The following is a 22,874-nucleotide window of genomic DNA, read 5'->3' as shown; positions in this document are numbered from 1 at the left end:
GCCGATATAGGCATCACGCAGGCGCTTGGCAACCCGTCACGGCCACAGCCGGATCCGGAGAAAGCCCTGGTCGTCCAACCCAAGCGGCTCGGGGCTGAAAGCGGCCAGTTCATCCAGGTATTTCTCGGCGCCCGGTCCGGTGCGCAGCACGGCCGCACGCCCGTGGAAACCGGTCAGGGAAAAGCTGGCCGGAGCATCTTCGAGCGGATCGCGTTCCAGCGCTCCGGACAGGTAATCCCGGACGATCGCGCGGATATTCATGCGCGGCATCTGGATCGCCGGACTTTGCCGCAGGATCGGGAAATTGCCACCGCCATTGGCCCGATAGTTGTTGACGGCCACGACATAGGCCTGTTCCGGCGTGACCGGGGTGCCGTGATGGCAAAGGTTTCGTATCCGCCCATTCTCGTTACCGGTCCGGTGTCCGCCAAGGTCGAAACGCGGCGGGCATGACGGATCGATTTCGTAGGTCACCCCGTGCAGGACGTCAAAATTGTGCCCGGTCGCCTGCGGGTCTATCAGGTCTGCTTCGCGGGCGCCGTCGATTTGCCGGTAGACTGCTGCCGACATTTCCAGCCAATCCCGCAACTGCGCACCGGTAACGACGACCGCCCGCAACTCATTGGGAAACACATGCAGATCCGACACGTGGCGCAGGAACACGTCGCCCCGCGGAACATCGGTGAAATGGCGTGGCCCGGCCCGACCCCCGAATTTGGACGGTGCTACGCTCGACAGCAGCGGAAGGTTTTCCAACTTCGACTCTTTCAGAACCGGCCGCAGCGCTGCGGCTTGGGCGGCGGCGACCAAGGTCAGGCCGCGATCCAGCCCGCAGAAAGTGAAATAGCTGTGCATGGCCTGCTCCGTCCGCCCGACCGGCGATGCCGCACGGCGGCGTGTCCGTGCGTGTCCGGTTTGGAACACTTGCATCATCTCGGGGTCTTCGGGCACAGGCCCCGCATCCGGCTGCGCAGGCTGAACAGAGCGAAGTCGGCCGGATTTCGCGACGATTTTCCACCTTGTCGCATCTCGCTCCAGCGTCAGTTCGATCACGCCCAGATGCGTTCCGGCGGTTCCGGGCATGACCACGGGCTTGCCGTGGATCAGACCGTTTTGCAGGTCCATGCTGGCCACCGGGTCCGGGACGTCTGCGGGAAACAGCATGTGCGTGTGCCCGGCCACGATGGCATCCACGCCGGCCAGAGCCGCCAGCTGGACCACCACGTTTTCGGACATGGGGGCAGGTTCGGCGTCACCAAGGCCGGAATGGGCAAGGGCAATCACCAGGTCACAGCCGCGGTCGCGCAGTTCGGCAATGCAGGTCCGGGCGGTGGAAATCGAATCGGCGACCTCGACCTGCCCGTCCAGATGGTGCGCTTCCCACCGGGCCGTCTGCGGCGGCAGGATCGAAAAAACGCCGACGCGCAGCGGAACCTCTTGGCCGCCAACCCGCATCCGACGTGTTAGTACGACCCAGGGCTGCCAGGCCTGCGCCCGTCCAATGCGCCGGAGATTGCCGCACAGCACCGGAAACGGCGCGTGTTCGACGATGGCTTCCAGAACGGGCAGCCCGAAGCTGAAATCGTGGTTGCCAAGCGCGATTGCGTCATAGCCCAGTTTCTCGAAAGCCGACAACAGCGGATGCTGAGGGCCGGGCTGGTCGGCGGCCCAATCACCCAGCAATGTGCCTTGCAGCGCGTCGCCGTTGTCGAACAGCAGCACTTCGGCGCCCGACTGCCGGGCCTCTTGCCGGGCGACGCGGATCAGGCTGGCCGTGCGGGTCAGCCCGATGGCCTGGTCCGGCTGGTCGGCGTAATAGTCGAAGCTGGTCAGATTCATGTGCAGGTCCGTCGTCGCCAGGATGCGAAGGACGGATTGGATCGCTTGGCCATGCGCTTGGTGCGCCAAGGTTTTTGTTTTCAACTGCTCTGCTTTTGTGCGTTGTTTTAAATGCATGTTCGCCGAAAGGTAGAATATCCGTTTATTTGTCGGGCATCCATGTGTCTTTTTTGCAGGCGGTGCCGAACGGCGGCCTTGGCTTGGGCATTGCGCTGGGCCGACAGTCGTGGCAGCCCTTGAGCCAATCGCAGGAGCATGGACATGAAACGGGCAGAGCAGGTTACATTCGGCGGATCGGGGCTGCACCGTGCCGCTGATATTCGCGCCAACGGCGAAGAACTGGAGGCGGTCCGCAGGGACCCGATGTCGCGCTGCCTGTTGCTGTGGCGGGGCAAGATCTTGGTGCAGGGCGGCGATCTGGATCAGCTGGCCTGGGTGCCGATGACCCACGCTCTGGTGCAGAGCGGCCCCGGGGGTGCCGTCGAACAGCCCGTTTTCATGGGGAAGTCCGACGCGGGCGCGCCCTTGTTTGCCGCCGACATATCCGATTGGCCGGCCGACGGGCTGGACTTGTCTGGAGTCGGGGCCTTTGTCGATCGCTCCGAGCAGCAGCATCCGAACCTGCCCACCGGTCATGTCTTTGCCGAGCTGCGTCGCATCATGACCCGTCTGTCGCCCCGCGATGCCGAAATCGCCGCGACGGCGAAGGCGGTGATCGGCTGGCACGAAACCCATCGGTTCTGCGCCCGGTGCGGAACCCGCAGCGCCCCGGCACAGGGCGGCTGGCAGCGGGCCTGCCCCGAATGCGGCGCCCAGCACTTCCCGCGCACTGATCCGGTGGTCATCATGCTGGTCACCTTTGGCGACGCAGTGCTGATGGGGCGCTCGCCCGGCTGGCCCGAGGGGATGTATTCACTGTTGGCCGGATTCGTCGAACCGGGCGAAACGCTCGAGGCCGCCGTGCGACGCGAGGTCATGGAAGAAGCCGGCGTGCCGGTCGGTGCGGTCAGCTATCTGGCCAGCCAGCCCTGGCCGTTTCCAGCTTCGCTGATGTTTGGATGTGCGGCACAGGCCCTGTCGCAGCGGCTGATGATCGATCCGGTCGAGATCGAAGACGCGATCTGGGTGTCGCGCGCTGACATGATGCAGGCCTTTGCCGGGGAACACCCGCGGTTGATGCCGGCGCGAAAAGGCGCGATCGCGCATTTTCTTCTGCGCAACTGGCTTGCGGATACACTGGACTAGCGAGACACTGGCAAAAATACCGAACGATCAAGGCGTACATGCAGTTTTCGGCACAGGAAGACATTCAGGTCCCCATCTCGGACGTTTTCGAGATGGTCGCGGATTTCGGGCGTTTCGAACGCATGGCGCTGCGGCGTGGGATCGAGGTGCGGCGGACCTTCGATACGCCTTCCCCCGGGGTCGGCGCCTGTTGGGATGCCGAATTCAAGGTGCGCGGTCGAACGCGCCGCATGTCGGTCGAACTGGCCGAGTTCGAACGCCCGTCGCTGATGCGGTTCGTGGCCGCGGGTAAGGGCATGACCAGCCTGACCACGGTCGAGTTGCTGCCGCTGTCGCAGCGGCACACGAGGTTGTCCATCGAAATGTCGCTGGCCGCCCAGACTTTGCCCGCACGGCTGTTGCTGCAATCGTTCAAGCTGGGAAAAACTCGGTTTCGCCGCCAGTTCCAGTTGCGGCTGGGTGATTTCGCCCGCGAAATGGAAACCCGGTACGCGCACGGGGGCTGACGGCGCCCGGCCGCAAGTCGCTAGCCCCGAGGCCGCGCGGCGGGATAGACCCCCAGTATTTCGACATTCGTGGTGAAATGCTGCAACTCGTCCATCGCCAACTGCACGTTGCGGTCGTCGGGATGGCCGACGATGTCGGCATAGAATTGCGTCGCCGTGAAGGAACCGTCGACCATGTAGCTTTCCAGCTTGGTCATGTTGATGCCGTTCGTCGCGAACCCGCCAAGCGCCTTGTACAGCGCCGCCGGGATGTTGCGGACCTGGAAGACGAAGCTGGTGATCATGCCATGCGCGCCCCGGCGCGTCTCGTCCACTTCGCGCGACATGACAAGGAACCGGGTGGTGTTGTCGTCATTGTCCTCGATATGCCGAGCCAGAACGTTCAGCCCATAGATCTCGCCCGCCAGTTCGCTGGCAAGGGCTGCCGAGTGTTTGTCTCCGGCCTCGGCAACCTCGCGCGCGGCGCGGGCATTGTCGGGGCTGACCCGGCCCCGGATGCCGTGTTCCTGCAGAAAGCCCGCGCATTGCGGCAGCAGGACCAGGTGCGAATGCGCCTCGGTAATGTCTTCAAGCGTTGCGCCGGGGACCGCCAGAAGGTTGATGTGCACACGCACGAAGGCTTCGTCGATAATGTGCAGCCCGCTGTGCGGCAGCAGACGGTGGATGTCGGCGACACGGCCATAGGTGGTGTTCTCGACCGGCAGCATCGCCAGATCGGCCTGGCCCGACCGGACCGATTCGATCACGTCCTCGAAGGTGCGGCAGGGCAGGGGCTCCATGTCGGCGCGGGCCATGCGGCAGGCTTCGTGGCTGTAGGCGCCGGGTTCGCCCTGAAATGCGATGCGATTGGTCATTTGGTCGATTCCGTGCAACAAGTTACAGAATTGGGCGTTTGGTCGCGGTGTCTATACCTTGCCTCTTGCAAGGGGAAGCCTTAGACACCCCGCAGACAGCTGAAATGGACTCGCGATCAATGTTTGACACGATGACAGTTACCAAGGCCGCAGCCGGCCTGTTCGGTGCCTTTCTTTTCTTCCTCCTGGCGAAATGGGGGGCTGACGTTCTGTATAGCACGGACGCGCATGGTGAAATGGCCGCCTATGTGATCGAAACGGAAAGCGCCGGCGAAAGCGCTGACGGCGAAGAAGTGGTCTTTGCCGATCTGCTGGCCGCGGCCGATCCTGAAAAGGGAGCCAAGGTGTTCCGCAAGTGCTCGGCCTGCCACAAGCTCGAGAAGGGCGCGAACGGCACCGGCCCGTACCTGTACGCCGTCGTGAACCGTCCGATCGCATCGGCCGAAGGGTTCGGCGGGTATTCCGCCGCGATGCAGTCGCATGGCGGCAACTGGACGCCCGAGGAACTGGATGCCTTCCTGGCCAACCCGAAAGGCTATATCCAAGGCACTTCGATGAGCTTTGCGGGCCTGAAAAAACCTGAAGACCGTGCCGATCTGATCGCCTATCTGCAGACGATCGGCGGCTGATTGGTCAGGGTCCGTGACTTGCGAAAGCCGCTGCCGATGTGCAGCGGCTTTTTTCGTCTCAACAAATCTTCACAAAGCGCTCACGCAGTCTAAACTTGCAACTGCCATCGCTGGCCCGTTAGCTAGCGTGGACAGACATGGAACCGAGACGAACGCGAAGGATGACCTGCATGAAACCCGTTTTACCTGGCGCGCGTGTACTGAGTATTCGGCATTGGGCGTCAGCGTTGGGGCTTTCGGCGGCGATCATGGCGCTGCAGACAGTGCCGGGCGTGGCAGATGAGGGCGACATCATCCGCAGCCACGGGTATTCGTATTTCGGCAACCTGGACTATCCGGCCGACTATGCGCATCTGAACTATGTGAACCCCGATGCGCCCAAGGGGGGCGAGCTGTCGCTGGCGGCGTCGGGGACGTTTGATTCGCTCAACCCCTATTCCCGCAAGGGGCGGGCCGGTGCGTTGACCACGTTGCAATACGACCGGTTGATCGACAGTTCGGATGACAGCATTGGCCAGTATTACGGCGTGCTGGCCGAAAGTCTGGAATATGACGCCGACCGCAACTGGGTCATCTTCCATCTGCGCCCCGAGGCGACCTTCTGGGACGGCACACCGGTCACGGCCGAGGATGTCGTCTACAGCCACCGCCTGTTCATCGAGCAGGGCCTGCCATCCTATGCGCAGGCCGTGGGCCGCATGGTCACTGGCGCCGAAGCTCTGGACACCCACACGGTGAAATTCACCTTCAATCCTGAATTGACCGCCCGCAGCCGTATCGAGACGGTGGGGTCCACCCCGGTGTTTTCGAAGGCCTGGTTCGAGGCCGACCCGTCGCGTCGCCTGGACGAGCCGCGGCTTGAGGTCGCCGTGGGGTCGGGACCCTACAAGCTGGACAGCTACGACATCAACCGGCGCATCGTCTACAAGCGACGCGACGACTATTGGGGCAAGGACCTGCCGTTCAACAAAGGGCGGTTCAACTATGACAGCATCCGGGTCGAGTATTTTGCGGATCAGACCGCGGCCTTCGAGGCGTTCAAGGCCGGCGAATACACGTTCCGCATCGAGAGCGACCCCAAGCTGTGGGCGACCGGGTATGATTTTCCCAAGGTCGCGCAGGGCTATGTGGTGAAGGATGCGATCCCCGACGGCAGTCCGCCGAATCCGTCCGGTTTCGTGTTCAATCTGGCGCGCCCGCAATTCGCCGACAAGAATGTGCGCAAGGCGCTGGCGCTGGCGTTTAATTTCGAATGGGCCAATGAATCGCTCCTGTACGGTCTGAACTCGCCGCGTGATTCCTTCATCGAAGGCACCCCGCTCGAGGCGAAGGATGTCCCGCAGGGTCCCGAGTTGGAGTTTCTGAAGTCGCTGGGCGACGTGGTGCCGCCGGAACTGCTCACCCAGCCGGTGGAAACGGTGCATCAATCGAACCCGGCACGGCTGAACGACCGGCGCAACCTGCGCAAGGCCGCGAAGCTGCTGGACGAGGCCGGATGGCCCGTGGGCGAGGGCAACGTGCGCCGCAACGCCCAGAGTCAAACCTTGCGGGTGAACATCCCGTACCCCTCCAACCTGCCGACCTCGACGGCCACGATGATCGAGACCTTCGTGCAGAACCTACAGGCCATCGGCGTGGACGCGACGGCGGAAAAGGTCGACCCGGCGCAATATACGCTGCGCAGCCGCGAACGTGACTACGACATGGTGTATTCCACCCGCTACAGCGCTTTCCTGTCCACCGGCGGCGGGCTGAGCCAGATGTACGGCTCCAAAGAGGCCGCGTTCAGCCTGTTCAACCCGGCCGGACTTGCCAGCCCCCTGGTGGACGCCATCATCGAGGCGTCTTTCGCCACGACCAACCAGACCGAGCAGGACGCGGCGCTGATGGCGCTTGACCGGGCCCTGCGGTACGAGTTCTTCATCATCCCCGACGGGTACATCGCGGAATACTGGACGGCCTACTACGACATGTATGAATATCCCGAACAGCTGCCGCCCTATTCGCTGGGTTATCTGGATCTGTGGTGGATCAACCCCGAAAAGGAAGCGGCCCTGAAAGCGGCAGGCGCGTTGCGGTAATATGGGCGCCTATATCCTTAGACGCCTGTTGCTGGTCATTCCGACCCTTCTGGGCATCATGATCGTCAACTTCACGCTGGTGCAGTTCGTGCCTGGCGGGCCAATCGAACAGATCATCGCCCAAATCGAAGGGCAGGGCGATGTGTTCGCGGGTTTTGCCGGATCGGGCGATGCCGGGGCCGGTGCCGAACCCGGCGGCGGCGTCTTCGATGACAAATACGTGGGCGCCCGCGGGTTGCCGCCGGAATTCATCGCCGAACTGGAGAAAGAGTTCGGGTTCGACAAACCGCCGATCGAGCGGTTCCTGAACATGATGGGCAACTATCTGACGCTGGATTTCGGCGAAAGCTACTTCCGCTCGGTTTCGGTGATTGACCTCGTGCTGGAAAAGATGCCGGTCTCAATCTCGCTGGGCCTTTGGTCGACGCTGATTGCTTATCTGGTCTCGATCCCGCTGGGCATCCGCAAGGCGGTCAAGGATGGTTCACGCTTTGACACCTGGACCAGCGCGGCCATCATCGTGGCCTATGCCATTCCGGGCTTCCTGTTCGCGATCCTGCTGCTGGTTCTGTTTGCGGGCGGGTCCTACTGGCAGATCTTCCCGCTCAGAGGGCTGACCTCGGATAATTGGGAAGACCTCAGCCTGCTGGGCAAAGTGGCCGACTATTTCTGGCACATCGCCCTGCCGACCATCGCGCTGACAATCTCGGCCTTTGCCACGCTGACGCTGCTGACCAAGAATTCGTTTCTGGACGAGATCAAGAAGCAATACGTCATGACTGCCCGCGCCAAGGGCCTGAGTGAACGGCGGGTTTTGTACGGCCACGTATTCCGCAATGCGATGCTGATCGTGATCGCCGGCTTTCCGGCGGTGTTCATCGGCGTGTTCTTCGGCGGGTCGATCATCATCGAGACGATATTCTCGCTGGATGGTTTGGGCCGTCTGGGCTTTGAGGCCGCGGTGGCGCGCGATTATCCGGTGATCTTTGGGACGCTGTTCATCTTCGGTCTGCTCGGGCTGGTCGTCGGCATCATCAGCGACTTGATGTATGTGCTGGTCGATCCGCGCATCGATTTCGAGAAACGCGAGGGGTAAATGGCACTTTCTCCTCTGAACCAGCGCCGCTGGCGCAATTTCTGCCGCAACCGCCGGGCCTTTTGGTCGCTGATAATCTTCACGGTGCTGTTCGGCCTGTCGCTGTTTGCGGAATTCATCGCCAATGACAAACCGATCCTGGTGAAGTACCGGGGCGAGTTCTACACGCCCATCTTCAATTTCTACCCCGAGACCGAGTTCGGCGGCGATTTTGAGACCGAGGCGATTTACCGCGATCCCGAGGTTCAGTGCCTGATCGACAGCGGCGGGCTGGAGGAGTGTTTCGACGACCCCGAAGGCATCATCGAACAGATCGAAGCGGGAACATTCCAGGCCGAAGGTTTCGAGCGGGGCTGGGCGATCTGGCCGCCGATCCCCTATTCCTACAACACCAGCGTCGACCGCCCCGGCGCAGCACCCCTGCCGCCTAACGGGCAGAACCTGCTGGGCACTGACGACACCAAGCGCGACGTTCTGGCGCGTGTCATCTATGGCTTCCGCCTGTCGATCCTGTTCACCCTGATCGTCACCGGTGCGGCCAGCCTGATCGGTATATTCGCCGGCGCGCTGCAAGGCTTTTTCGGCGGCTGGCTGGACCTGATCTTCCAACGCATCATCGAGATCTGGTCAGCGACGCCTTCGCTTTACGTCATCATCATCATGTTCGCGGTGCTGGGGCGAAGTTTCTGGCTGCTGGTGTTCCTGATGATCCTGTTTTCCTGGACGGGGCTGGTGGGCGTGGTGCGGGCCGAGTTCCTGCGCGCCCGCAACCTGGAATATGTGCGCGCGGCCAAGGCGCTGGGCGTGGGCAACCTGACGATCATGTTCCGCCACATGCTGCCCAACGCGATGGTGGCCACGCTGACCTTCATGCCCTTCATCGTGACCGGCACGATCGGGGGGCTGGCCAGCCTCGATTTTCTGGGCTTCGGCCTGCCGTCCTCGGCGCCCTCGCTGGGCGAACTGACACTGCAGGCCAAGCAGAACCTGCAGGCCCCATGGCTGGCCTTCACCGCCTTTTTCACCTTTGCCATCATGCTGTCGCTGCTGGTCTTCATCTTCGAAGGCGTGCGTGACGCGTTCGACCCGCGAAAGACCTTCTCATGAGCTTGCTGGATGTGAAAAACCTCAGGGTCTCGTTCCGCCAGGACGGGCAGGTGACCACGGCGGTTCGGGGCGTGTCGTTCCATGTCGATCGCGGGGAAACCGTGGCGCTGGTGGGCGAATCCGGCTCGGGCAAATCGGTCACCGCGCTGTCGACCGTGTCGCTGCTGGGCGACAGCGCAATCGTCGAAGGATCGGTCACCTATGACGGTCAAGAGATGATCGGCGCCTCCGAGCAGCGTCTGATGGAGGTGCGCGGCAACGATATCAGCTTCATCTTTCAGGAGCCGATGACCTCGCTGAACCCGCTGCACACGATCCAGAAGCAGATGGCGGAATCGCTGGCCCTGCACCAGGGGCTGACGGGCGACGCGGCGCGCGCCCGGATCGTCGAATTGTTGAACAAGGTCGGCATCCGCGACCCCGAGGAACGGCTGGACGCCTATCCCCATCAGCTGTCCGGCGGACAGCGGCAGCGGGTGATGATCGCCATGGCGCTGGCCAATCAGCCCGACATCCTGATCGCGGACGAGCCGACCACCGCGCTGGACGTGACCATTCAGGCGCAGATCCTCGAGCTGCTGGTCGAGCTGCAGAAATCGGAAAACATGGGGATGTTGTTCATCACCCATGATCTGGGCATCGTGCGGCGCATCGCCGACCGGGTCTGCGTGATGAAGGATGGCGAGATCGTCGAGACCGGCCCGGTGGCCGAGATCTTCGACAACCCTCAGCACCCCTATACCCGCAAGCTGCTGGCGGCCGAACCCAAAGGCATTCCCGATCCGATAGACCCCGCGGCCGAAGAAGTGGCCCGGACCGAGCATCTGAAGGTCTGGTTCCCGATCCAGCGCGGGTTCCTGAAACGCACGGTCGGCTATGTGAAGGCGGTGAACGACGCTACGCTCAGCGTGCGGGCAGGCGAGACCTTAGGGATCGTGGGCGAAAGCGGCTCGGGCAAGACCACGCTTGCGCTTGCGATCATGCGTCTGATCGCTTCCGAGGGCGGGATCACCTTCCGTGGGCAGGATGTGCGCCGCTGGTCCACGCGTGAACTGCGCCGCCTGCGGAAGGACATGCAGATCGTGTTCCAGGACCCGTTCGGCAGCCTCAGCCCGCGTATGACCTGCCAGCAGATCATCGCCGAGGGTCTGGCGATCCACAAGGTCGACCCGCACCGTGCCCCGCGCGAGTTGGTGGCCGAGGTGATGACCGAGGTGGGCCTGGACCCGGCGGCCATGGACCGCTACCCGCACGAATTCTCGGGCGGGCAACGCCAGCGCATCGCGATTGCCCGCGCCATGGTGCTGCGGCCCAAGCTGCTGGTGCTGGATGAACCCACCAGCGCGCTGGACATGACGGTTCAGGTGCAGATCGTCGAACTGCTACGCGACTTGCAGAAGAAATACGGGCTGGCCTACCTGTTCATCAGCCACGACCTGAAGGTGGTGCGGGCGATGTCACACAAGGTGATCGTCATGCGCAACGGAGACGTGGTCGAGATGGGCGCTGCCGAAGACCTCTTCGTCAACGCGCAGGATGACTACACCCGCGAACTGATCGCTGCGGCGGGTTAGGCGTTGGCCTCTTCGCGCGCCGCCGATTTGGGCAGCGGGCCGCGCAGCTCTTCATAGTGGTCGAACTGCAGCTTGACCCAGCCGGTACCGCGTGTGGCGCTGGCCAGCGTGCGGTGCAGTTCGTCCTCAGCCACGGCGGGCAGCTGGGCGTTGAAGATCTCCCAGCCCGGCGCGTTCGGGTTGCCCTCGAACCCCAGGACCTGCCCCTGAAGCGAGCTGATCGTGGGCACCAGATCGCCCACGAAGGCCGACGGAACATGGATCTCGGCGTTCAGGATCGGCTGCAACACGACGGGTTTGGCCTGCGGCAGGGCCTCGCGGACTGCGTTTTTTCCGGCCGTCCGGAAGGCAAAATCGGAACTGTCCACGTTGTGATGCTTGCCGTCATGCAGCGTGACCTTCACATCCACCACTGGAAAGCCCTCGGGGCCCTGCGCCAATGCATCGACCGCGCCTTGTTCGACCGAGGGGATATAGTTCTTGGGCACCGCGCCGCCCTTGACCACCTCTTCGAACTGAAAATCTGATCCGCGCGGCAGCGGCGCGACCGAGATCACCACATCGGCGAACTGCCCCGCGCCACCGGATTGCTTGCGGTGGCGGTGCCGGTGTTCGACCGCGGCGCGGATAGTCTCGCGATAGGCGGTCTCGACCGGGGAGGTCTCGATCTCGATCCCGAAATCCTCGGCCAGCTTGGCGACCACCCGCCGCATGTGCTGCGGCCCCTGCGAGCCCAGAACGGCGTGGCCGCTCAGCTCGTCCTGTTCCAGCGTCAAGCCCGGGTCGATCTCGACCAGCCGGGACAGCGCGTTGGACAGGCGCACGTCGTCGCGTTCATGGGCTGGCGACACAACCTGCCGATAGGCGACCGGATGCGCCGTGGCCCAATCCGGCAGCGGCGTGGAGTCGCTGCTGTCATAGACATTGCCGGGGTTGAGGTGATCGGATTTTACCGCCAGCCCGATCTCGCCGGCCTTCAGCCCGTCGATCTGGGTCTTGGCATCCAGCGCGGTCAGGTTGCCAACGGTTTCGCCGCCCAGCGGATCATGCGCCTTGATCCCGTCGCCCAGCCCCCGCAGGACGATGATCTTGCCGATGTGCTTCTTGACGTCGGCAAAACCGGTGATGGCGCGGGCGGCCTCGGGCGCCGCGTCGCGGTCGGCGGCGATGTCGAACTCGGGCGCCTCGTGCCGCAGGGCCTTCATCAGGCGGGTCAGCCCGTTGCCATGGCTGGCCGCGCCCAGACAGGCCGGGATCAACTGGTGGTTCTGCAACACCTGCGCGGCCAAGTCATAGATCTCGGCGCTGGGCGGCTGCTTGTCCTCGATCAGCTGCTCGAGCAGGTGGTCGTCGAAATCCGACAAGGTCTCGAGCAGTTCGGTGCGGGCTTCGGCCTCGCGATCCGCAACCGATTGCGGCAGTTCGATCAGCGCCGAGGGCTGACCTTCTTGATATTTCCAAGCGCGCTCCGAGATCAGGTCGACGGCCCCGATAATGGTTTCGCCTTCACGGATCGGCACTTGCCGCAGGGTAATGTGATGGCTGCAATAGGTCTGCAGTGCGGCGACGATGTCTCGGATGCGGCCGTTGGGGTTGTCCATCCGGTTGATGAACAGAAAGCAGGGAATGCCCGCCTCCTCGACCAGCCGCAGGTAGGGGGCGCACAGAACCGCCGCGTCCGGGTCCGGCGGAACCACCACCACGGCCGCGTCGGAAATGGCCATGGCGGGTCCGGCATAGGCCAGCGCATCGCCCCCGCCATCCACGTCGATCGCGCACCACGGTTCGTCCAGATAAGAAAAACCGTGCAGATGCACGGTTCCGGACAGGTCGAATGTGGTGGGCCGGCCATCAAGGCGACTGATGGCCTCGACCAGGGTTGTCTTGCCCGATTGGCTGGGGCCGAGGACGGTAAAAACGCGCATGGGTGCTGTCCCTTCGTCAAGTTGCAGAGTGGTTGCACGAAAGGAGCTGTCGAACGCGGATGCGCCGGCGAGTCTGTCTGAATGATGGCCTGCCTCGGGGTCGGGCGGCCTGCCGCCCGCCTTCCGAGTGTGGGGAAAAGCCACCGCACGCGTCAACCCCCCGCTTTTTTGCATTGTGGCGACCGGCCGGGTTGCGGCCTGACGCCTGCCGTCAGATCGCCGAGCTGTGGCCCGCCTTGCTCAGGTCATAGGCGTCGAAGGTCCGGGCAATCATCCGGGTCAACGCGCGCGCTTCGGGCGGGATGAACAGCCCGTTATCGGTGATCTGCAACAACCCGTCGAAGGTGTCATTGGCGCGCTGGTACATCGTCGTCAGTTCGGCCGCCGAGATGTCGTGGTCCCGCAGGATCTCGGCCGTGTCGATGCGGAATTCGCACATCAGGGCCTCGATCAGGCGGGCGCGCAGGATGTCCTGACCCTTGAACAGATGCCCGCGCGCGGTCGAGAATTGGCCTTCGCGCACCGCGTTGGTATGGGCCGAAGTGGCCGGTGCGTTCTGCGCATAACCCTGTGGGAAGCGCGAGATCGAGCTGGCTCCGACGCCGATCAGAACCTCGGCCTGATCGTCGGTATAGCCCTGGAAGTTCCGCTTGAGCCGTCCGGCTTTCAGCGCGTGGGTCAGCCCATCATCCTTGGTGGCGAAATGGTCAATGCCGATTTCTTCGTAATTGTCCCACAGGAACAGACGGCGGGCGGTGTCGAACAGCTCAAGCCGCTGTTCCGGCGTCGGCAGGGCGTCGGACGGGATCAGCTGCTGGCGTTTCGCCATCCACGGTACATGCGCATAGCCATACAATGCCACCCTGTCGGGGCTTAGCGACAGCAGCTTCTGCACGCTTTCGGTCATCCGCGCCTTGGTCTGGTGCGGCAGTCCGTACAAGATGTCAGCGTTCAGGCTGGGCACGCCGCGCTCACGGATCATGTCGATCGCCTCGAGGGTGGTGTCATAGCTCTGGATGCGCCCGATGCTCTTCTGGATCTCGTCATCGAAATCCTGAATCCCGATCGAGGCGCGGTTCATCCCGGCTTCGGCCAGCGCGTCAAGACGGGCGGCGTCCACCTCGTTGGGGTCGATCTCGACCGAGAATTCCGCGTTGGGTCCAAGTGGGACGATGCCCAGAATATGCGCGGCCAGTTCGCGCATCAGGTCGGGGTTGAGCAGCGTGGGCGTTCCCCCGCCCCAATGCAGGCGCGACAGGGTCACCCCGCTGGGCAGGCGCGCGGCCAGCAGGTCCAGTTCGGCCTTGAGGACATCGACATAGGCGATGACCGGGATGTCGGTCTGGGTGCCCTGGGTGCGGCAGGCGCAGAACCAGCACAGCCGGCGGCAGAACGGCACATGAACATAGAGCGAGATCGAACTGCCCGGCCGGATGGCGGAAATCCAGTCGCTGAACATGTCGGGCCCCACGTCATTGCTGAAGTGGGGGGCGGTCGGATAGCTGGTATAACGCGGTACCTTCGCGTCAAATAGTCCAAGCTTTGCCAATTGAGGTTTTACTATCATGGCGACACCGGTATAGGCTCGGAAACCAGAAGACCTTGACCGAGATCAAGTGGACGCGCGCATGACCCTGACTACACTCGTTGACCATTCGAACTGCGAAGACTGTCCAATTCGTCACCGAGCGGTATGCGCGCGCTGTGACGCGGACGAGTTGGTCGCGTTGGAAGAGATCAAGTATTATCGCAGCTTCGAGGCGGGGCAGACGATCATCTGGTCGGGCGACCAGATGAATTTCGTCGGCTCGGTGGTGTCTGGAATTGCATCGTTGACGCAAACCATGGAGGACGGGCGCACCCAGATGGTGGGCTTGCTGCTGCCTAGCGATTTCGTCGGCCGCCCGGGGCGCGAGTCGGCGCCTTATGACGTGGTGGCCACGACCGACGTGGTCATGTGCTGTTTCCGCAAGAAACCGTTCGAAGACTTGATGAACAGAACGCCGCATATCGCGCAGCGTCTGCTGCAGATGACGCTGGACGAACTGGACGCCGCGCGTGAATGGATGTTGGTCCTGGGCCGCAAGACCGCGCGCGAGAAGATCGCCAGCCTGCTGTCGATCATTGCCCGTCGGGACGCCTCGGTCAGCCAAAAGGGGCTTTCGGGACCGATCGTGTTCGATCTGCCGCTGACGCGCGAGGCGATGGCCGACTATCTGGGTCTGACGCTGGAAACGGTCAGCCGTCAGATATCGGCCCTGAAAAAGGACGAGGTGATCCTGCTGGAAGGCAAGCGCCACGTCACCGTGCCGGATATCGGGCGCCTGATGGAAGAAGCCGGCGACGACGCTGATGGCGGCTTTCTGGTCTGAGGGCATATCTGACAGCACAGTGCCCGGCGATCTTGATGCGTGACGCCAAGGCGCGTCCGTGCTCTAACTAAGGGCGCATCAACCCAAGTCAGGGAGCGGTCATGGAATTCAGCAGTATATTAGCGATGTTGTTCATCGGCGCGATTGCCGGTTGGCTGTCGGGCAAGATCATGTCCGGCCGCGGGTTTGGCTTGGTCGGCAACATCATCGTCGGTGTCGTCGGGGCGTTTCTGGCGGGGACGATCTTTCCGGCGCTTGGATTTTCCGTAGGCGGCGGGATTTTCTCGTCGATCTTCTTCGCCACGATCGGGGCGGTGATCCTTTTGTTCCTGATCGGGCTGGTCAAGAAGGTCTGAGCCAGTGGGCCGCCCCAACCCGAGGCGGCCGACCCTGTTTCCCGTCAATGCGCCATGAAAACCGGCACGGCGGATTTTTCCAGCATGTTCCGCGTGGCGCCGCCCAGAATGGCCTCGCGGAAGCGGGAATGTCCGTAGGCCCCCATGACGATCATGTCGGCCGCGGTGTCATCGGCATGGCGGTTCAGAATGTCCGACACGCGGGTCATCGTCTTGCTGAGCACGTCGATTTCGCATCTCACCCCGTGCCGGGCCAGCATTTGCGACAACAGCCCGCCCGGGTCCGACCGATCAGGGCCGTGGGTCGGCGGATCGATCACGACGATCCGGGTCAGATCCGCCGCCATCAGGAACGGCAGGGCGAACCGGATAGCGCGCATCGCCTCGACACTTTCGTTCCACCCGATCAGAACGGTGCGCGGCCGAGACACGATTTCCGCGTTATCCGGCACCACCAGAACCGGGGCGTGGCCGTCGAACATCGCGGCCTCGATGATGGGCTCGGCCTCGGCGCCCCGGCCTTCGCCATAGGGTTGCGGCAGCACCACCAGATCCGAGAATCGGGCCCTGTGGGCGACATGCCGGCCAAGATCTGCGATCTGCGCGACGCCGCTTTCGGCCGACCAGCGCACGCCGGACTTGCCCAGGAATTCTTCGGCGAATTTCAGGTTCTCCTCAGCCTCGGCATTGGCCCGGTTTAGGGTTTCCTGCAAGATCAACGCATTGGCCCCGGCATAGTAGTATCCGGTCTGGCTGCGATCGACGCCCAGACACAGCGCTTCGGCATGGGCATCCTGGGCTTCGGCCAAAGCAGCCATCTGCTCCAGCGCCTTTTTTGCGAATTTTGTTTCCGTCACGACTGAGAGAAGCGATTTGTAAGCCATCTTGACCTCATTGTTCCATTGCTCGGTGCGGCGGTTTCGAGCAGGTCATTCATTTGGTTATGCGTGTCACAGTTTTCACTCTATTGTCTTGATACAGATCAAAGCAGTAGGGCCCGCGGTTGGCCGATACAGCAGGCAGTCAAAAAAGCCGCGCGCGGCAAGAGAATCGCGTGCGGCATGGCAAAGGGACGCAATATGTCGAATTACATCAAGCTGATCGCGCTTGGCCTGGTCACGCTGTTCGCAGCGATCGGGGCCAACTATGCGCGGGATTTGGCGTATCAGGTGCATGCGATACTGGTGATGCTGATCGCCGGTGGCCTGTTCATCTGGACGCTTCGCAACACCGACGAGCCCGACATTCTTGTCGATCGCTCGGGGGAATACATGGACGGCGTGATCCGCTATGGCGTGATCGCAACCGCCTTTTGGGGCGTCGTCGGATTCCTCGCGGGTACGTTCATCGCATTTCAACTGGCTTTCCCGGTGCTCAATTTCGAATGGGCCCAAGGATACCTGAACTTTGGCCGTCTGCGTCCGCTGCACACCTCGGCCGTGATCTTCGCCTTTGGCGGCAACGCGCTGATCGCCACGTCCTTCTACGTGGTGCAACGCACCAGCGCGGCACGGCTATGGGGCGGAAACCTCGCCTGGTTCGTGTTCTGGGGCTATCAGCTGTTCATCGTGCTGGCCGCGACCGGCTATGTGCTGGGCGGCACCCAGTCCAAGGAATATGCCGAGCCGGAATGGTATGTCGATCTGTGGTTGACCATCGTCTGGGTGGCCTATCTGGCCGTGTTCCTGGGCACGATCGTGAAACGGAAAGAGCCGCATATCTATGTGGCCAACTGGTTCTATCTGTCCTTCATCGTGACCGTGGCGATGCTGCACCTGGTCAACAACATGACCCTGCCTGTCAGCATCTGGGGCTCGAAATCCGTGATCGTCTGGTCGGGCGTGCAGGATGCGATGATCCAGTGGTGGTACGGCCACAACGCCGTGGGCTTCTTCCTGACCGCAGGCTTTCTGGGCATGATGTACTATTTCATCCCGAAACAGGCCGAACGCCCGGTCTTCAGCTATAAGCTGTCGATCATCCACTTCTGGGCGCTGATCTTCATCTATATCTGGGCCGGTCCTCACCACCTGCACTACACCGCGCTGCCTGACTGGGCCTCGACGCTGGGCATGGTGTTCTCGGTCGTGCTGTGGATGCCTTCGTGGGGTGGCATGATCAACGGTCTGATGACGCTCTCGGGCGCATGGGACAAGCTGCGCACCGACCCGGTCATCCGCATGATGGTCATCTCGGTCGGTTTCTACGGCATGTCCACCTTCGAAGGCCCGATGATGTCGATCCGTGCGGTAAACTCGCTGTCGCACTACACCGACTGGACCATCGGCCACGTGCACTCGGGTGCGCTGGGCTGGAACGGCATGATCACCTTTGGTGCGCTGTACTTCCTGGTGCCGGTTCTTTGGAAACGTGAGCGCCTGTACTCGCTGCAGATGGTCAGCTGGCACTTCTGGCTCGCCACCATCGGCATCGTGCTCTACGCCGCGTCGATGTGGGTCACCGGCATCATGGAAGGTCTGATGTGGCGTGAAGTGGACGCCAACGGCTTCTTGGTGAACTCGTTCGCCGACACGGTGGCCGCCAAGTTCCCGATGTACGTGGTGCGTGCGCTGGGCGGCGTACTGTACGTCGCGGGTGCGGTGATCATGTGCTACAACCTGTGGATGACCGTTCGGAAGGCGCCGGCCAAAGAGGCCAGCCTGACCGTCGCGGTCCCGGCTGAATAAGGAGGGCCGGAGCAATGGCAATTCTCGACAAACACAAGATCCTCGAGACCAACGCGTCCCTCCTGCTGATCTTCAGCTTTCTGGTCGTGACCATCGGTGGCATCGTGCAGATCACCCCGCTGTTCTACCTTGAGAACACCATCGAGAAGGTGGAGGGCATGCGGCCCTACACCCCTCTCGAGATGGCGGGGCGTGAAATCTACATCCGCGAAGGCTGCTATGTCTGCCACAGCCAGATGATCCGCCCGATGCGGGACGAGGTCGAACGCTATGGCCACTATTCGCTGGCGGCCGAGTCGATGTATGACCACCCGTTCCAGTGGGGTTCGAAACGCACCGGACCCGACCTGGCGCGCGTCGGTGGTCGCTACTCGGATCAGTGGCACGTGGACCATCTGCGTGATCCGCAATCGGTGGTGCCGGAATCGGTGATGCCGAAGTATGGCTTCCTCGAACGGCGCAAGCTGGACGGAAAGTACATCGGCGACATCATGGCGGCGAACGCCGCGGTCGGAACGCCCTATACCGACGAGATGCTGGAGAACGCCGTGGCCGATTTCCGCGCCCAGGCCGATCCCGACAGCGACTATGACGGTCTGCTGGAGCGCTATGGCGACAAGGTGAACGTGCGCAACTTTGACGGCCAGCCCGAGCTGACCGAAGCGGATGCGCTGATCGCCTACCTGCAGATGCTGGGAACGCTGGTCGATTTCTCGACCTTCACCCCGGTCGCCAGCCGCTGACGGAGGGTGTGATGGAAGAATACACAATTCTCAGGCAATTCGCCGATAGCTGGATGCTGCTGGTCCTGTTTGCCTTCTTCATCGGCGTCGTGATCTGGGTTTTCCGTCCCGGCGCCACGAAGGAATACAAGGACACCGCAAACATTCCCTTCCGGCATCAAGACAAACCGGCCACATCTCAGGAGGCGCGGAAATGAGCAAGACACCAGAAAAGCAGCCGGGTGATCCCAAGACGACGGGCCACAGCTGGGATGGCATCGAGGAATTCGACAATCCGATGCCGCGCTGGTGGTTGTGGACCTTCTACGCCACGATAGTTTGGGGCGTGATCTATACGATCCTGTACCCCGCCTGGCCGTTGGTGCAGTCGGCGACCGCCGGTGTGCTGGGCTGGTCCACGCGGGCCAACGTCCAGCAGGAGATCGTCGAGTTCGAAGAGCGCAACGCTCCGCTGAACGCAGCCCTGGTCGCGACTCCGCTCGAGGATATCTCGAAGGATCCCAACCTGCAGCAATACGCGGTCAACGCGGGCGGCGCGGTCTTCCGCACCTGGTGTGCGCAGTGCCACGGTTCGGGCGCGCAGGGGGCCAAAGGCTTCCCCAACCTGCTTGACGACGCCTGGCTGTGGGGCGGCACCCTCGAGGACATCGTCCACACCGTTGCACATGGTATTCGGAACGAGGAAAGCGACGAAGCCCGCTATTCCGAGATGCCGGCCTTCGGAGAAATCCTTGAACCCGAAGAGATCACTCAGGTCGTCCAGTATGTGATGTCGCTGAGCGGCGCCCAGACCGACGATGCGGCGGCCCAGGCCGGAAAGGTCGTGTTCGAGGACAACTGCGCGGCCTGCCATGGTGAGGACGGCAAGGGCGACGTGACCCAGGGCGCTCCGAACCTGACCGATGCGATCTGGTTGTATGGCGGGGATGAAAAGACTCTGACCGAAACCGTGACCTACAGCCGGTTCGGCGTGATGCCCGCCTGGCAGAACCGCCTGACCGAAGCGCAGATCCGCGCGGTTTCCGCCTATGTCCACCAATTGGGCGGCGGTCAGTAGATACAAGAACACCTTCGGGCGGTTCGCCGCCCGAAGGCCTAGGTGCCGGCTGTTCCATCTGTTCGCGCGTTTCCTGAACAGCCGGCACCATTTTTCCAAACCTAGTGCGTGTCACGGCGCCGGTCCAGAATTTGGCGCGGCAGTTGCGCGCACCACCCGGGCTGCCTGCGGCATTTCGTCGATGGTGGTATCAGACCGGTTCGCGCCTATCTTGAAATAGTGCCAGATTCGGCGCGATGATGGCTCAAATCGGCAGAAATTCTTCGTCGAAATATCGGCGATGCAATAGAGTCGGGTGTCAGGTGTGACAAAAGATGCCTGTACGATGTGCTTTTGACCCATGTCAAAGTTGACGCGTTCATGATCTGGAACAAGTCGCCAGAAAACAGCCTGATCCGGAGCCAGCCCGTGAGCGATTCCAATCCCGCCCCCAGCCTCTATGCCGCCCGAGAGCCGATCTTCCCCAGACGCGTGTCGGGCAAGTTCCGGAACCTCAAGTGGATCATCGTGGCCGTCACGCTGGGCATCTATTATGTGACACCGTGGATCCGCTGGGACCGCGGTCCCAGCCTGCCGGACCAGGCGGTGCTTTTGGACCTGGCGAACCGGCGCTTTTACTTCTTCTGGATCGAGATCTGGCCCCACGAATTCTATTTCGTCGCGGGTCTGCTCATCATGGCTGGTCTCGGGCTGTTCCTGTTCACCTCGGCGCTTGGGCGCGTGTGGTGCGGCTATGCCTGCCCGCAGACGGTCTGGACCGATCTGTTCATTCTGGTCGAGCGCTGGATCGAGGGCGACCGGAACGCCCGGCTGCGCCTGCACCGGCAGAAAAAGCTTGATTTCCGCAAGGCCCGCCTGCGCCTGACGAAATGGACGGCCTGGTTTCTGATCGGTCTGGCCACCGGCGGGGCCTGGGTCTTCTATTTTGCCGACGCGCCGACGCTGGCGCGCGATCTGGTCACCGGCAATGCCCACCCCATCGCCTATACGACGATGCTGATCCTGACCGGCACGACCTTTTTCTTCGGAGGCTTCGCGCGCGAACAGATCTGCATCTATGCCTGCCCTTGGCCGCGCATTCAGGCCGCGATGATGGACGAGGACACGCTGGTCGTCGGCTATCGCGAATGGCGTGGCGAGCCCCGCGGCAAGGGCAAGAACCGCGAAGGGTTGGGCGACTGCATCGACTGCTACGCCTGTGTCAATGTCTGCCCGGTCGGAATCGATATCCGCGACGGGCAGCAGTTGGAATGCATCACCTGCGCCCTGTGCATCGATGCCTGCGATGAAATGATGGAAAAGGTCGGCAAGCCGCGTGGCCTGATCGACTACATGGCGCTCAGCGATGAACAACGCGAACGCGCGGGGCAGCCGCCCAAGAGCATCTGGAAGCATATCTTCCGTCCGCGCACGATCCTGTATTCGTCGCTGTGGTCGGCGGTGGGGGTTGCCCTGCTGTTCGCCCTGTTCATCCGGTCGGACATCGACCTGACGGTGGCGCCGGTGCGCAACCCGACCTTCGTGACCATGTCCGACGGCTCAATCCGCAATACCTATGACGTGCGGCTGCGCAACAAGCACGGCGAGGACCGGTTGTTCAAGCTGTCGCTGGTGGGCGATCCCGCGATGAAGCTGCAGATCGAAGGTACGCCGCTGGATACCGTGAACGTCCCGGCCGATACCGCGCATTTGACGCGCGTGTATATTGTCGCCGACAAGGATTCGGCTCCGGCGGCGGCGGACACGACACCAGTCCGCATCTGGGTCGAGGATTTGGCCAGCGGCGAGCGGGCCTACAAGGACAGCACTTTCAATGGGCGGGGGAACTGAGACATGAGCGAACGGCAATTCACCGGCAAACATGCTCTGGCCGTATTCGTGGGGGCGTTTGGCGTCATCATCGCGGTCAACCTCGTTCTGGCCTACAGCGCGGTCAAGACGTTCCCGGGACTCGAGGTCAAGAACTCGTACGTGGCCAGCCAGGAGTTCAACGAACGTCTGCGCGAACAGCAGGCGCTGGGTTGGGACGCCACGGCTGAGACCAAGGGCGGGCTGTTGATCCTCCGCATCACCGACGCGCAGGGCGATCCGGTGCGCGTGGCCGAATTGCAGGCCGTCGTGGGGCGTGCCACCCATGTGCGCGACGATTTCACGCCGGATTTCACCTTTGACGGTGTGGCCTATTCCGCCCCGGCGACTCTGGCCACGGGCAATTGGAACATCCGGCTGGTGGCGCGTGACCATGACGGAGCCGAGTTTTCCCGCCGCATTCCGCTGTATGTGAAGGGGTAATCCGATGAGCGGGCAGATCACGCCGACTGCTGCAGCCTGTCCCGGGTGCATTGCCGCCCCGGCTGATGCGGCCCGTCCGGTTCCGCCGGATGCACAGATCGCGTTGTCGCTGCCCGGCATTCACTGCTCAGCCTGTATCGCGAATGTCGAGCAGGCCCTGAACGCCGTGACCGGCGTGCAGGACGCGCGCGTGAACCTGACGCTGAAGCGGGCGCTGATCAAGGCCGCACCGAATCTGCGTGCCGCCGATCTGATCCCGGTGCTCGAACGGGTTGGATACGAGGCGCACGAGTTGGACGCCGGCGCGCTGTCCGCCACCCAGACCGACAAGGCCGGGCGCGATCTGCTGATGCGGTTGGCGGTTGCCGGCTTTGCCTCGATGAACGTGATGTTGCTGTCGGTGTCGGTCTGGTCCGGGGCCACGGACGCGACACGCGACATGTTCCACTGGATCTCGGCGGCGATCACACTGCCGGCGATCGCCTTCTCGGCCCAGCCCTTTTTCGAAAAC

General features: G+C 62.6%; 21 protein-coding genes. 16 read left to right on the top strand and 5 right to left on the bottom strand.

Going from position 1 to position 22,874, the window contains the following annotated elements:
* Positions 1-36: 36 nt before the first annotated feature.
* A complete protein-coding gene (locus AC2FMM_RS16095; RefSeq protein WP_496797097.1) occupies positions 37-1,956 on the bottom strand; it encodes a bifunctional 2',3'-cyclic-nucleotide 2'-phosphodiesterase/3'-nucleotidase in 1,920 nt (639 codons plus the stop codon).
* 144 nt (positions 1,957-2,100) lie between these two features.
* Between AC2FMM_RS16095 and nudC the strand changes: the two genes are divergently transcribed.
* Together nudC and AC2FMM_RS16085 are read left to right on the top strand one after the other, a co-directional pair.
* Positions 2,101-3,084, top strand: coding sequence for an NAD(+) diphosphatase (nudC, locus tag AC2FMM_RS16090; RefSeq protein ID WP_496797096.1), 984 nt, complete (start codon positions 2,101-2,103; stop codon positions 3,082-3,084).
* A gap of 38 nt (positions 3,085-3,122) precedes the next feature.
* Entirely contained in the window at positions 3,123-3,590 is a 468-nt protein-coding gene (locus AC2FMM_RS16085) for an SRPBCC family protein (RefSeq protein WP_496710698.1), read from the top strand.
* 20 nt (positions 3,591-3,610) lie between these two features.
* On the opposite strand, the gene AC2FMM_RS16080 is transcribed toward AC2FMM_RS16085, so the two are convergent.
* Positions 3,611-4,444 (bottom strand): prephenate dehydratase, encoded by an 834-nt coding sequence (locus tag AC2FMM_RS16080; RefSeq protein ID WP_496797095.1) that lies wholly within the window; start codon positions 4,442-4,444, stop codon positions 3,611-3,613.
* A 119-nt stretch (positions 4,445-4,563) separates the two neighbouring features.
* On the opposite strand from AC2FMM_RS16080, the gene AC2FMM_RS16075 reads away from it, so the two are divergent.
* The 5 genes from AC2FMM_RS16075 to AC2FMM_RS16055 all read left to right on the top strand — a co-directional run bounded on the left by AC2FMM_RS16075 (position 4,564) and on the right by AC2FMM_RS16055 (position 10,931).
* Positions 4,564-5,073, top strand: a complete 510-nt coding sequence (locus AC2FMM_RS16075) for a c-type cytochrome (RefSeq protein WP_496680455.1) — start codon at positions 4,564-4,566, stop codon at positions 5,071-5,073.
* A 170-nt stretch (positions 5,074-5,243) separates the two neighbouring features.
* The gene (locus AC2FMM_RS16070) at positions 5,244-7,154 is read left to right on the top strand and encodes an extracellular solute-binding protein (RefSeq protein ID WP_496680457.1); all 1,911 of its coding nucleotides are present in this window, start codon (positions 5,244-5,246) and stop codon (positions 7,152-7,154) included.
* Position 7,155: 1 nt separating this feature from the next.
* Positions 7,156-8,250, top strand: coding sequence for a microcin C ABC transporter permease YejB (locus tag AC2FMM_RS16065; RefSeq protein WP_496710696.1), 1,095 nt, complete (start codon positions 7,156-7,158; stop codon positions 8,248-8,250).
* A complete protein-coding gene (locus AC2FMM_RS16060) occupies positions 8,251-9,357 on the top strand; it encodes an ABC transporter permease (RefSeq protein WP_496797094.1) in 1,107 nt (368 codons plus the stop codon).
* A complete protein-coding gene (locus AC2FMM_RS16055) occupies positions 9,354-10,931 on the top strand; it encodes an ABC transporter ATP-binding protein (RefSeq protein ID WP_496797093.1) in 1,578 nt (525 codons plus the stop codon). The genes AC2FMM_RS16060 and AC2FMM_RS16055 overlap by 4 nt, the downstream gene beginning before the upstream one ends.
* On the opposite strand, the gene AC2FMM_RS16050 is transcribed toward AC2FMM_RS16055, so the two are convergent.
* Together AC2FMM_RS16050 and hemN are read right to left on the bottom strand one after the other, a co-directional pair.
* Positions 10,928-12,856, bottom strand: a complete 1,929-nt coding sequence (locus tag AC2FMM_RS16050) for an elongation factor G (protein WP_496797092.1) — start codon at positions 12,854-12,856, stop codon at positions 10,928-10,930. The genes AC2FMM_RS16055 and AC2FMM_RS16050 overlap by 4 nt on opposite strands.
* Before the next feature lie 211 nt (positions 12,857-13,067).
* Positions 13,068-14,423, bottom strand: coding sequence for an oxygen-independent coproporphyrinogen III oxidase (gene hemN / locus AC2FMM_RS16045; RefSeq protein ID WP_496797091.1), 1,356 nt, complete (start codon positions 14,421-14,423; stop codon positions 13,068-13,070).
* A gap of 61 nt (positions 14,424-14,484) precedes the next feature.
* On the opposite strand from hemN, the gene fnrL reads away from it, so the two are divergent.
* Together fnrL and AC2FMM_RS16035 are read left to right on the top strand one after the other, a co-directional pair.
* The gene (fnrL, locus tag AC2FMM_RS16040) at positions 14,485-15,228 is read left to right on the top strand and encodes a transcriptional regulator FnrL (protein ID WP_496682877.1); all 744 of its coding nucleotides are present in this window, start codon (positions 14,485-14,487) and stop codon (positions 15,226-15,228) included.
* A gap of 101 nt (positions 15,229-15,329) precedes the next feature.
* Positions 15,330-15,584 (top strand): GlsB/YeaQ/YmgE family stress response membrane protein, encoded by a 255-nt coding sequence (locus AC2FMM_RS16035; RefSeq protein WP_496682874.1) that lies wholly within the window; start codon positions 15,330-15,332, stop codon positions 15,582-15,584.
* Positions 15,585-15,628: 44 nt separating this feature from the next.
* On the opposite strand, the gene AC2FMM_RS16030 is transcribed toward AC2FMM_RS16035, so the two are convergent.
* Positions 15,629-16,468, bottom strand: coding sequence for a universal stress protein (locus AC2FMM_RS16030; RefSeq protein WP_496797090.1), 840 nt, complete (start codon positions 16,466-16,468; stop codon positions 15,629-15,631).
* Between the two features lie 195 nt (positions 16,469-16,663).
* Here AC2FMM_RS16030 and ccoN point away from each other — a divergent pair, with 195 nt between their 5' ends.
* The 7 genes from ccoN to AC2FMM_RS15995 all read left to right on the top strand — a co-directional run.
* The gene (gene ccoN, locus AC2FMM_RS16025; protein ID WP_496682869.1) at positions 16,664-18,271 is read left to right on the top strand and encodes a cytochrome-c oxidase, cbb3-type subunit I; all 1,608 of its coding nucleotides are present in this window, start codon (positions 16,664-16,666) and stop codon (positions 18,269-18,271) included.
* A 14-nt stretch (positions 18,272-18,285) separates the two neighbouring features.
* On the top strand, positions 18,286-19,014 hold the full coding sequence (gene ccoO / locus AC2FMM_RS16020) for a cytochrome-c oxidase, cbb3-type subunit II (RefSeq protein ID WP_496797089.1): 729 nt from the start codon (positions 18,286-18,288) through the stop codon (positions 19,012-19,014).
* Positions 19,015-19,025: 11 nt separating this feature from the next.
* Positions 19,026-19,211, top strand: a complete 186-nt coding sequence (locus tag AC2FMM_RS16015) for a cbb3-type cytochrome c oxidase subunit 3 (protein ID WP_496797088.1) — start codon at positions 19,026-19,028, stop codon at positions 19,209-19,211.
* Positions 19,208-20,071 (top strand): cytochrome-c oxidase, cbb3-type subunit III, encoded by an 864-nt coding sequence (gene ccoP / locus AC2FMM_RS16010; RefSeq protein WP_496797087.1) that lies wholly within the window; start codon positions 19,208-19,210, stop codon positions 20,069-20,071. The genes AC2FMM_RS16015 and ccoP overlap by 4 nt, the downstream gene beginning before the upstream one ends.
* A 408-nt stretch (positions 20,072-20,479) precedes the next feature.
* Entirely contained in the window at positions 20,480-21,901 is a 1,422-nt protein-coding gene (gene ccoG, locus AC2FMM_RS16005) for a cytochrome c oxidase accessory protein CcoG (RefSeq protein ID WP_496797086.1), read from the top strand.
* Positions 21,902-21,904: 3 nt separating this feature from the next.
* A complete protein-coding gene (locus tag AC2FMM_RS16000) occupies positions 21,905-22,363 on the top strand; it encodes a FixH family protein (RefSeq protein ID WP_496742615.1) in 459 nt (152 codons plus the stop codon).
* A gap of 4 nt (positions 22,364-22,367) precedes the next feature.
* Positions 22,368-22,874, top strand: a 507-nt coding sequence (locus AC2FMM_RS15995; RefSeq protein WP_496797085.1) for a cation transporter, incomplete at its 3' end; no start/stop codon positions are given.

This window comes from Ruegeria sp. BHSC043, assembly GCF_059612985.1.
Note: the sequence above shows the minus strand (reverse complement) of the source record. Positions and strands in the feature narration are given on the sequence as shown.

Bases quoted from the DNA above. Each gene is read 5' to 3' on its own strand.
- AC2FMM_RS16095 (WP_496797097.1), bottom strand. From the start codon at position 1,956: ATGCATTTAAAACAACGCACAAAAGCAGAGCAGTTGAAAACAAAAACC.
- AC2FMM_RS16080 (WP_496797095.1), bottom strand. From the start codon at position 4,444: ATGACCAATCGCATCGCATTTCAGGGCGAACCCGGCGCCTACAGCCAC.
- hemN (WP_496797091.1), bottom strand. From the start codon at position 14,423: ATGATAGTAAAACCTCAATTGGCAAAGCTTGGACTATTTGACGCGAAG.
- AC2FMM_RS16015 (WP_496797088.1), top strand. From the start codon at position 19,026: ATGGAAGAATACACAATTCTCAGGCAATTCGCCGATAGCTGGATGCTG.
- AC2FMM_RS16065 (WP_496710696.1), top strand. From the start codon at position 7,156: ATGGGCGCCTATATCCTTAGACGCCTGTTGCTGGTCATTCCGACCCTT.
- ccoP (WP_496797087.1), top strand. From the start codon at position 19,208: ATGAGCAAGACACCAGAAAAGCAGCCGGGTGATCCCAAGACGACGGGC.
- AC2FMM_RS16060 (WP_496797094.1), top strand. From the start codon at position 8,251: ATGGCACTTTCTCCTCTGAACCAGCGCCGCTGGCGCAATTTCTGCCGC.
- ccoO (WP_496797089.1), top strand. From the start codon at position 18,286: ATGGCAATTCTCGACAAACACAAGATCCTCGAGACCAACGCGTCCCTC.
- AC2FMM_RS16035 (WP_496682874.1), top strand. From the start codon at position 15,330: ATGGAATTCAGCAGTATATTAGCGATGTTGTTCATCGGCGCGATTGCC.
- AC2FMM_RS16030 (WP_496797090.1), bottom strand. From the start codon at position 16,468: ATGGCTTACAAATCGCTTCTCTCAGTCGTGACGGAAACAAAATTCGCA.
- AC2FMM_RS16050 (WP_496797092.1), bottom strand. From the start codon at position 12,856: ATGCGCGTTTTTACCGTCCTCGGCCCCAGCCAATCGGGCAAGACAACC.
- AC2FMM_RS16070 (WP_496680457.1), top strand. From the start codon at position 5,244: ATGAAACCCGTTTTACCTGGCGCGCGTGTACTGAGTATTCGGCATTGG.
- AC2FMM_RS16055 (WP_496797093.1), top strand. From the start codon at position 9,354: ATGAGCTTGCTGGATGTGAAAAACCTCAGGGTCTCGTTCCGCCAGGAC.
- AC2FMM_RS16000 (WP_496742615.1), top strand. From the start codon at position 21,905: ATGAGCGAACGGCAATTCACCGGCAAACATGCTCTGGCCGTATTCGTG.
- fnrL (WP_496682877.1), top strand. From the start codon at position 14,485: ATGACCCTGACTACACTCGTTGACCATTCGAACTGCGAAGACTGTCCA.
- AC2FMM_RS16075 (WP_496680455.1), top strand. From the start codon at position 4,564: ATGTTTGACACGATGACAGTTACCAAGGCCGCAGCCGGCCTGTTCGGT.
- nudC (WP_496797096.1), top strand. From the start codon at position 2,101: ATGAAACGGGCAGAGCAGGTTACATTCGGCGGATCGGGGCTGCACCGT.
- ccoN (WP_496682869.1), top strand. From the start codon at position 16,664: ATGTCGAATTACATCAAGCTGATCGCGCTTGGCCTGGTCACGCTGTTC.
- AC2FMM_RS16085 (WP_496710698.1), top strand. From the start codon at position 3,123: ATGCAGTTTTCGGCACAGGAAGACATTCAGGTCCCCATCTCGGACGTT.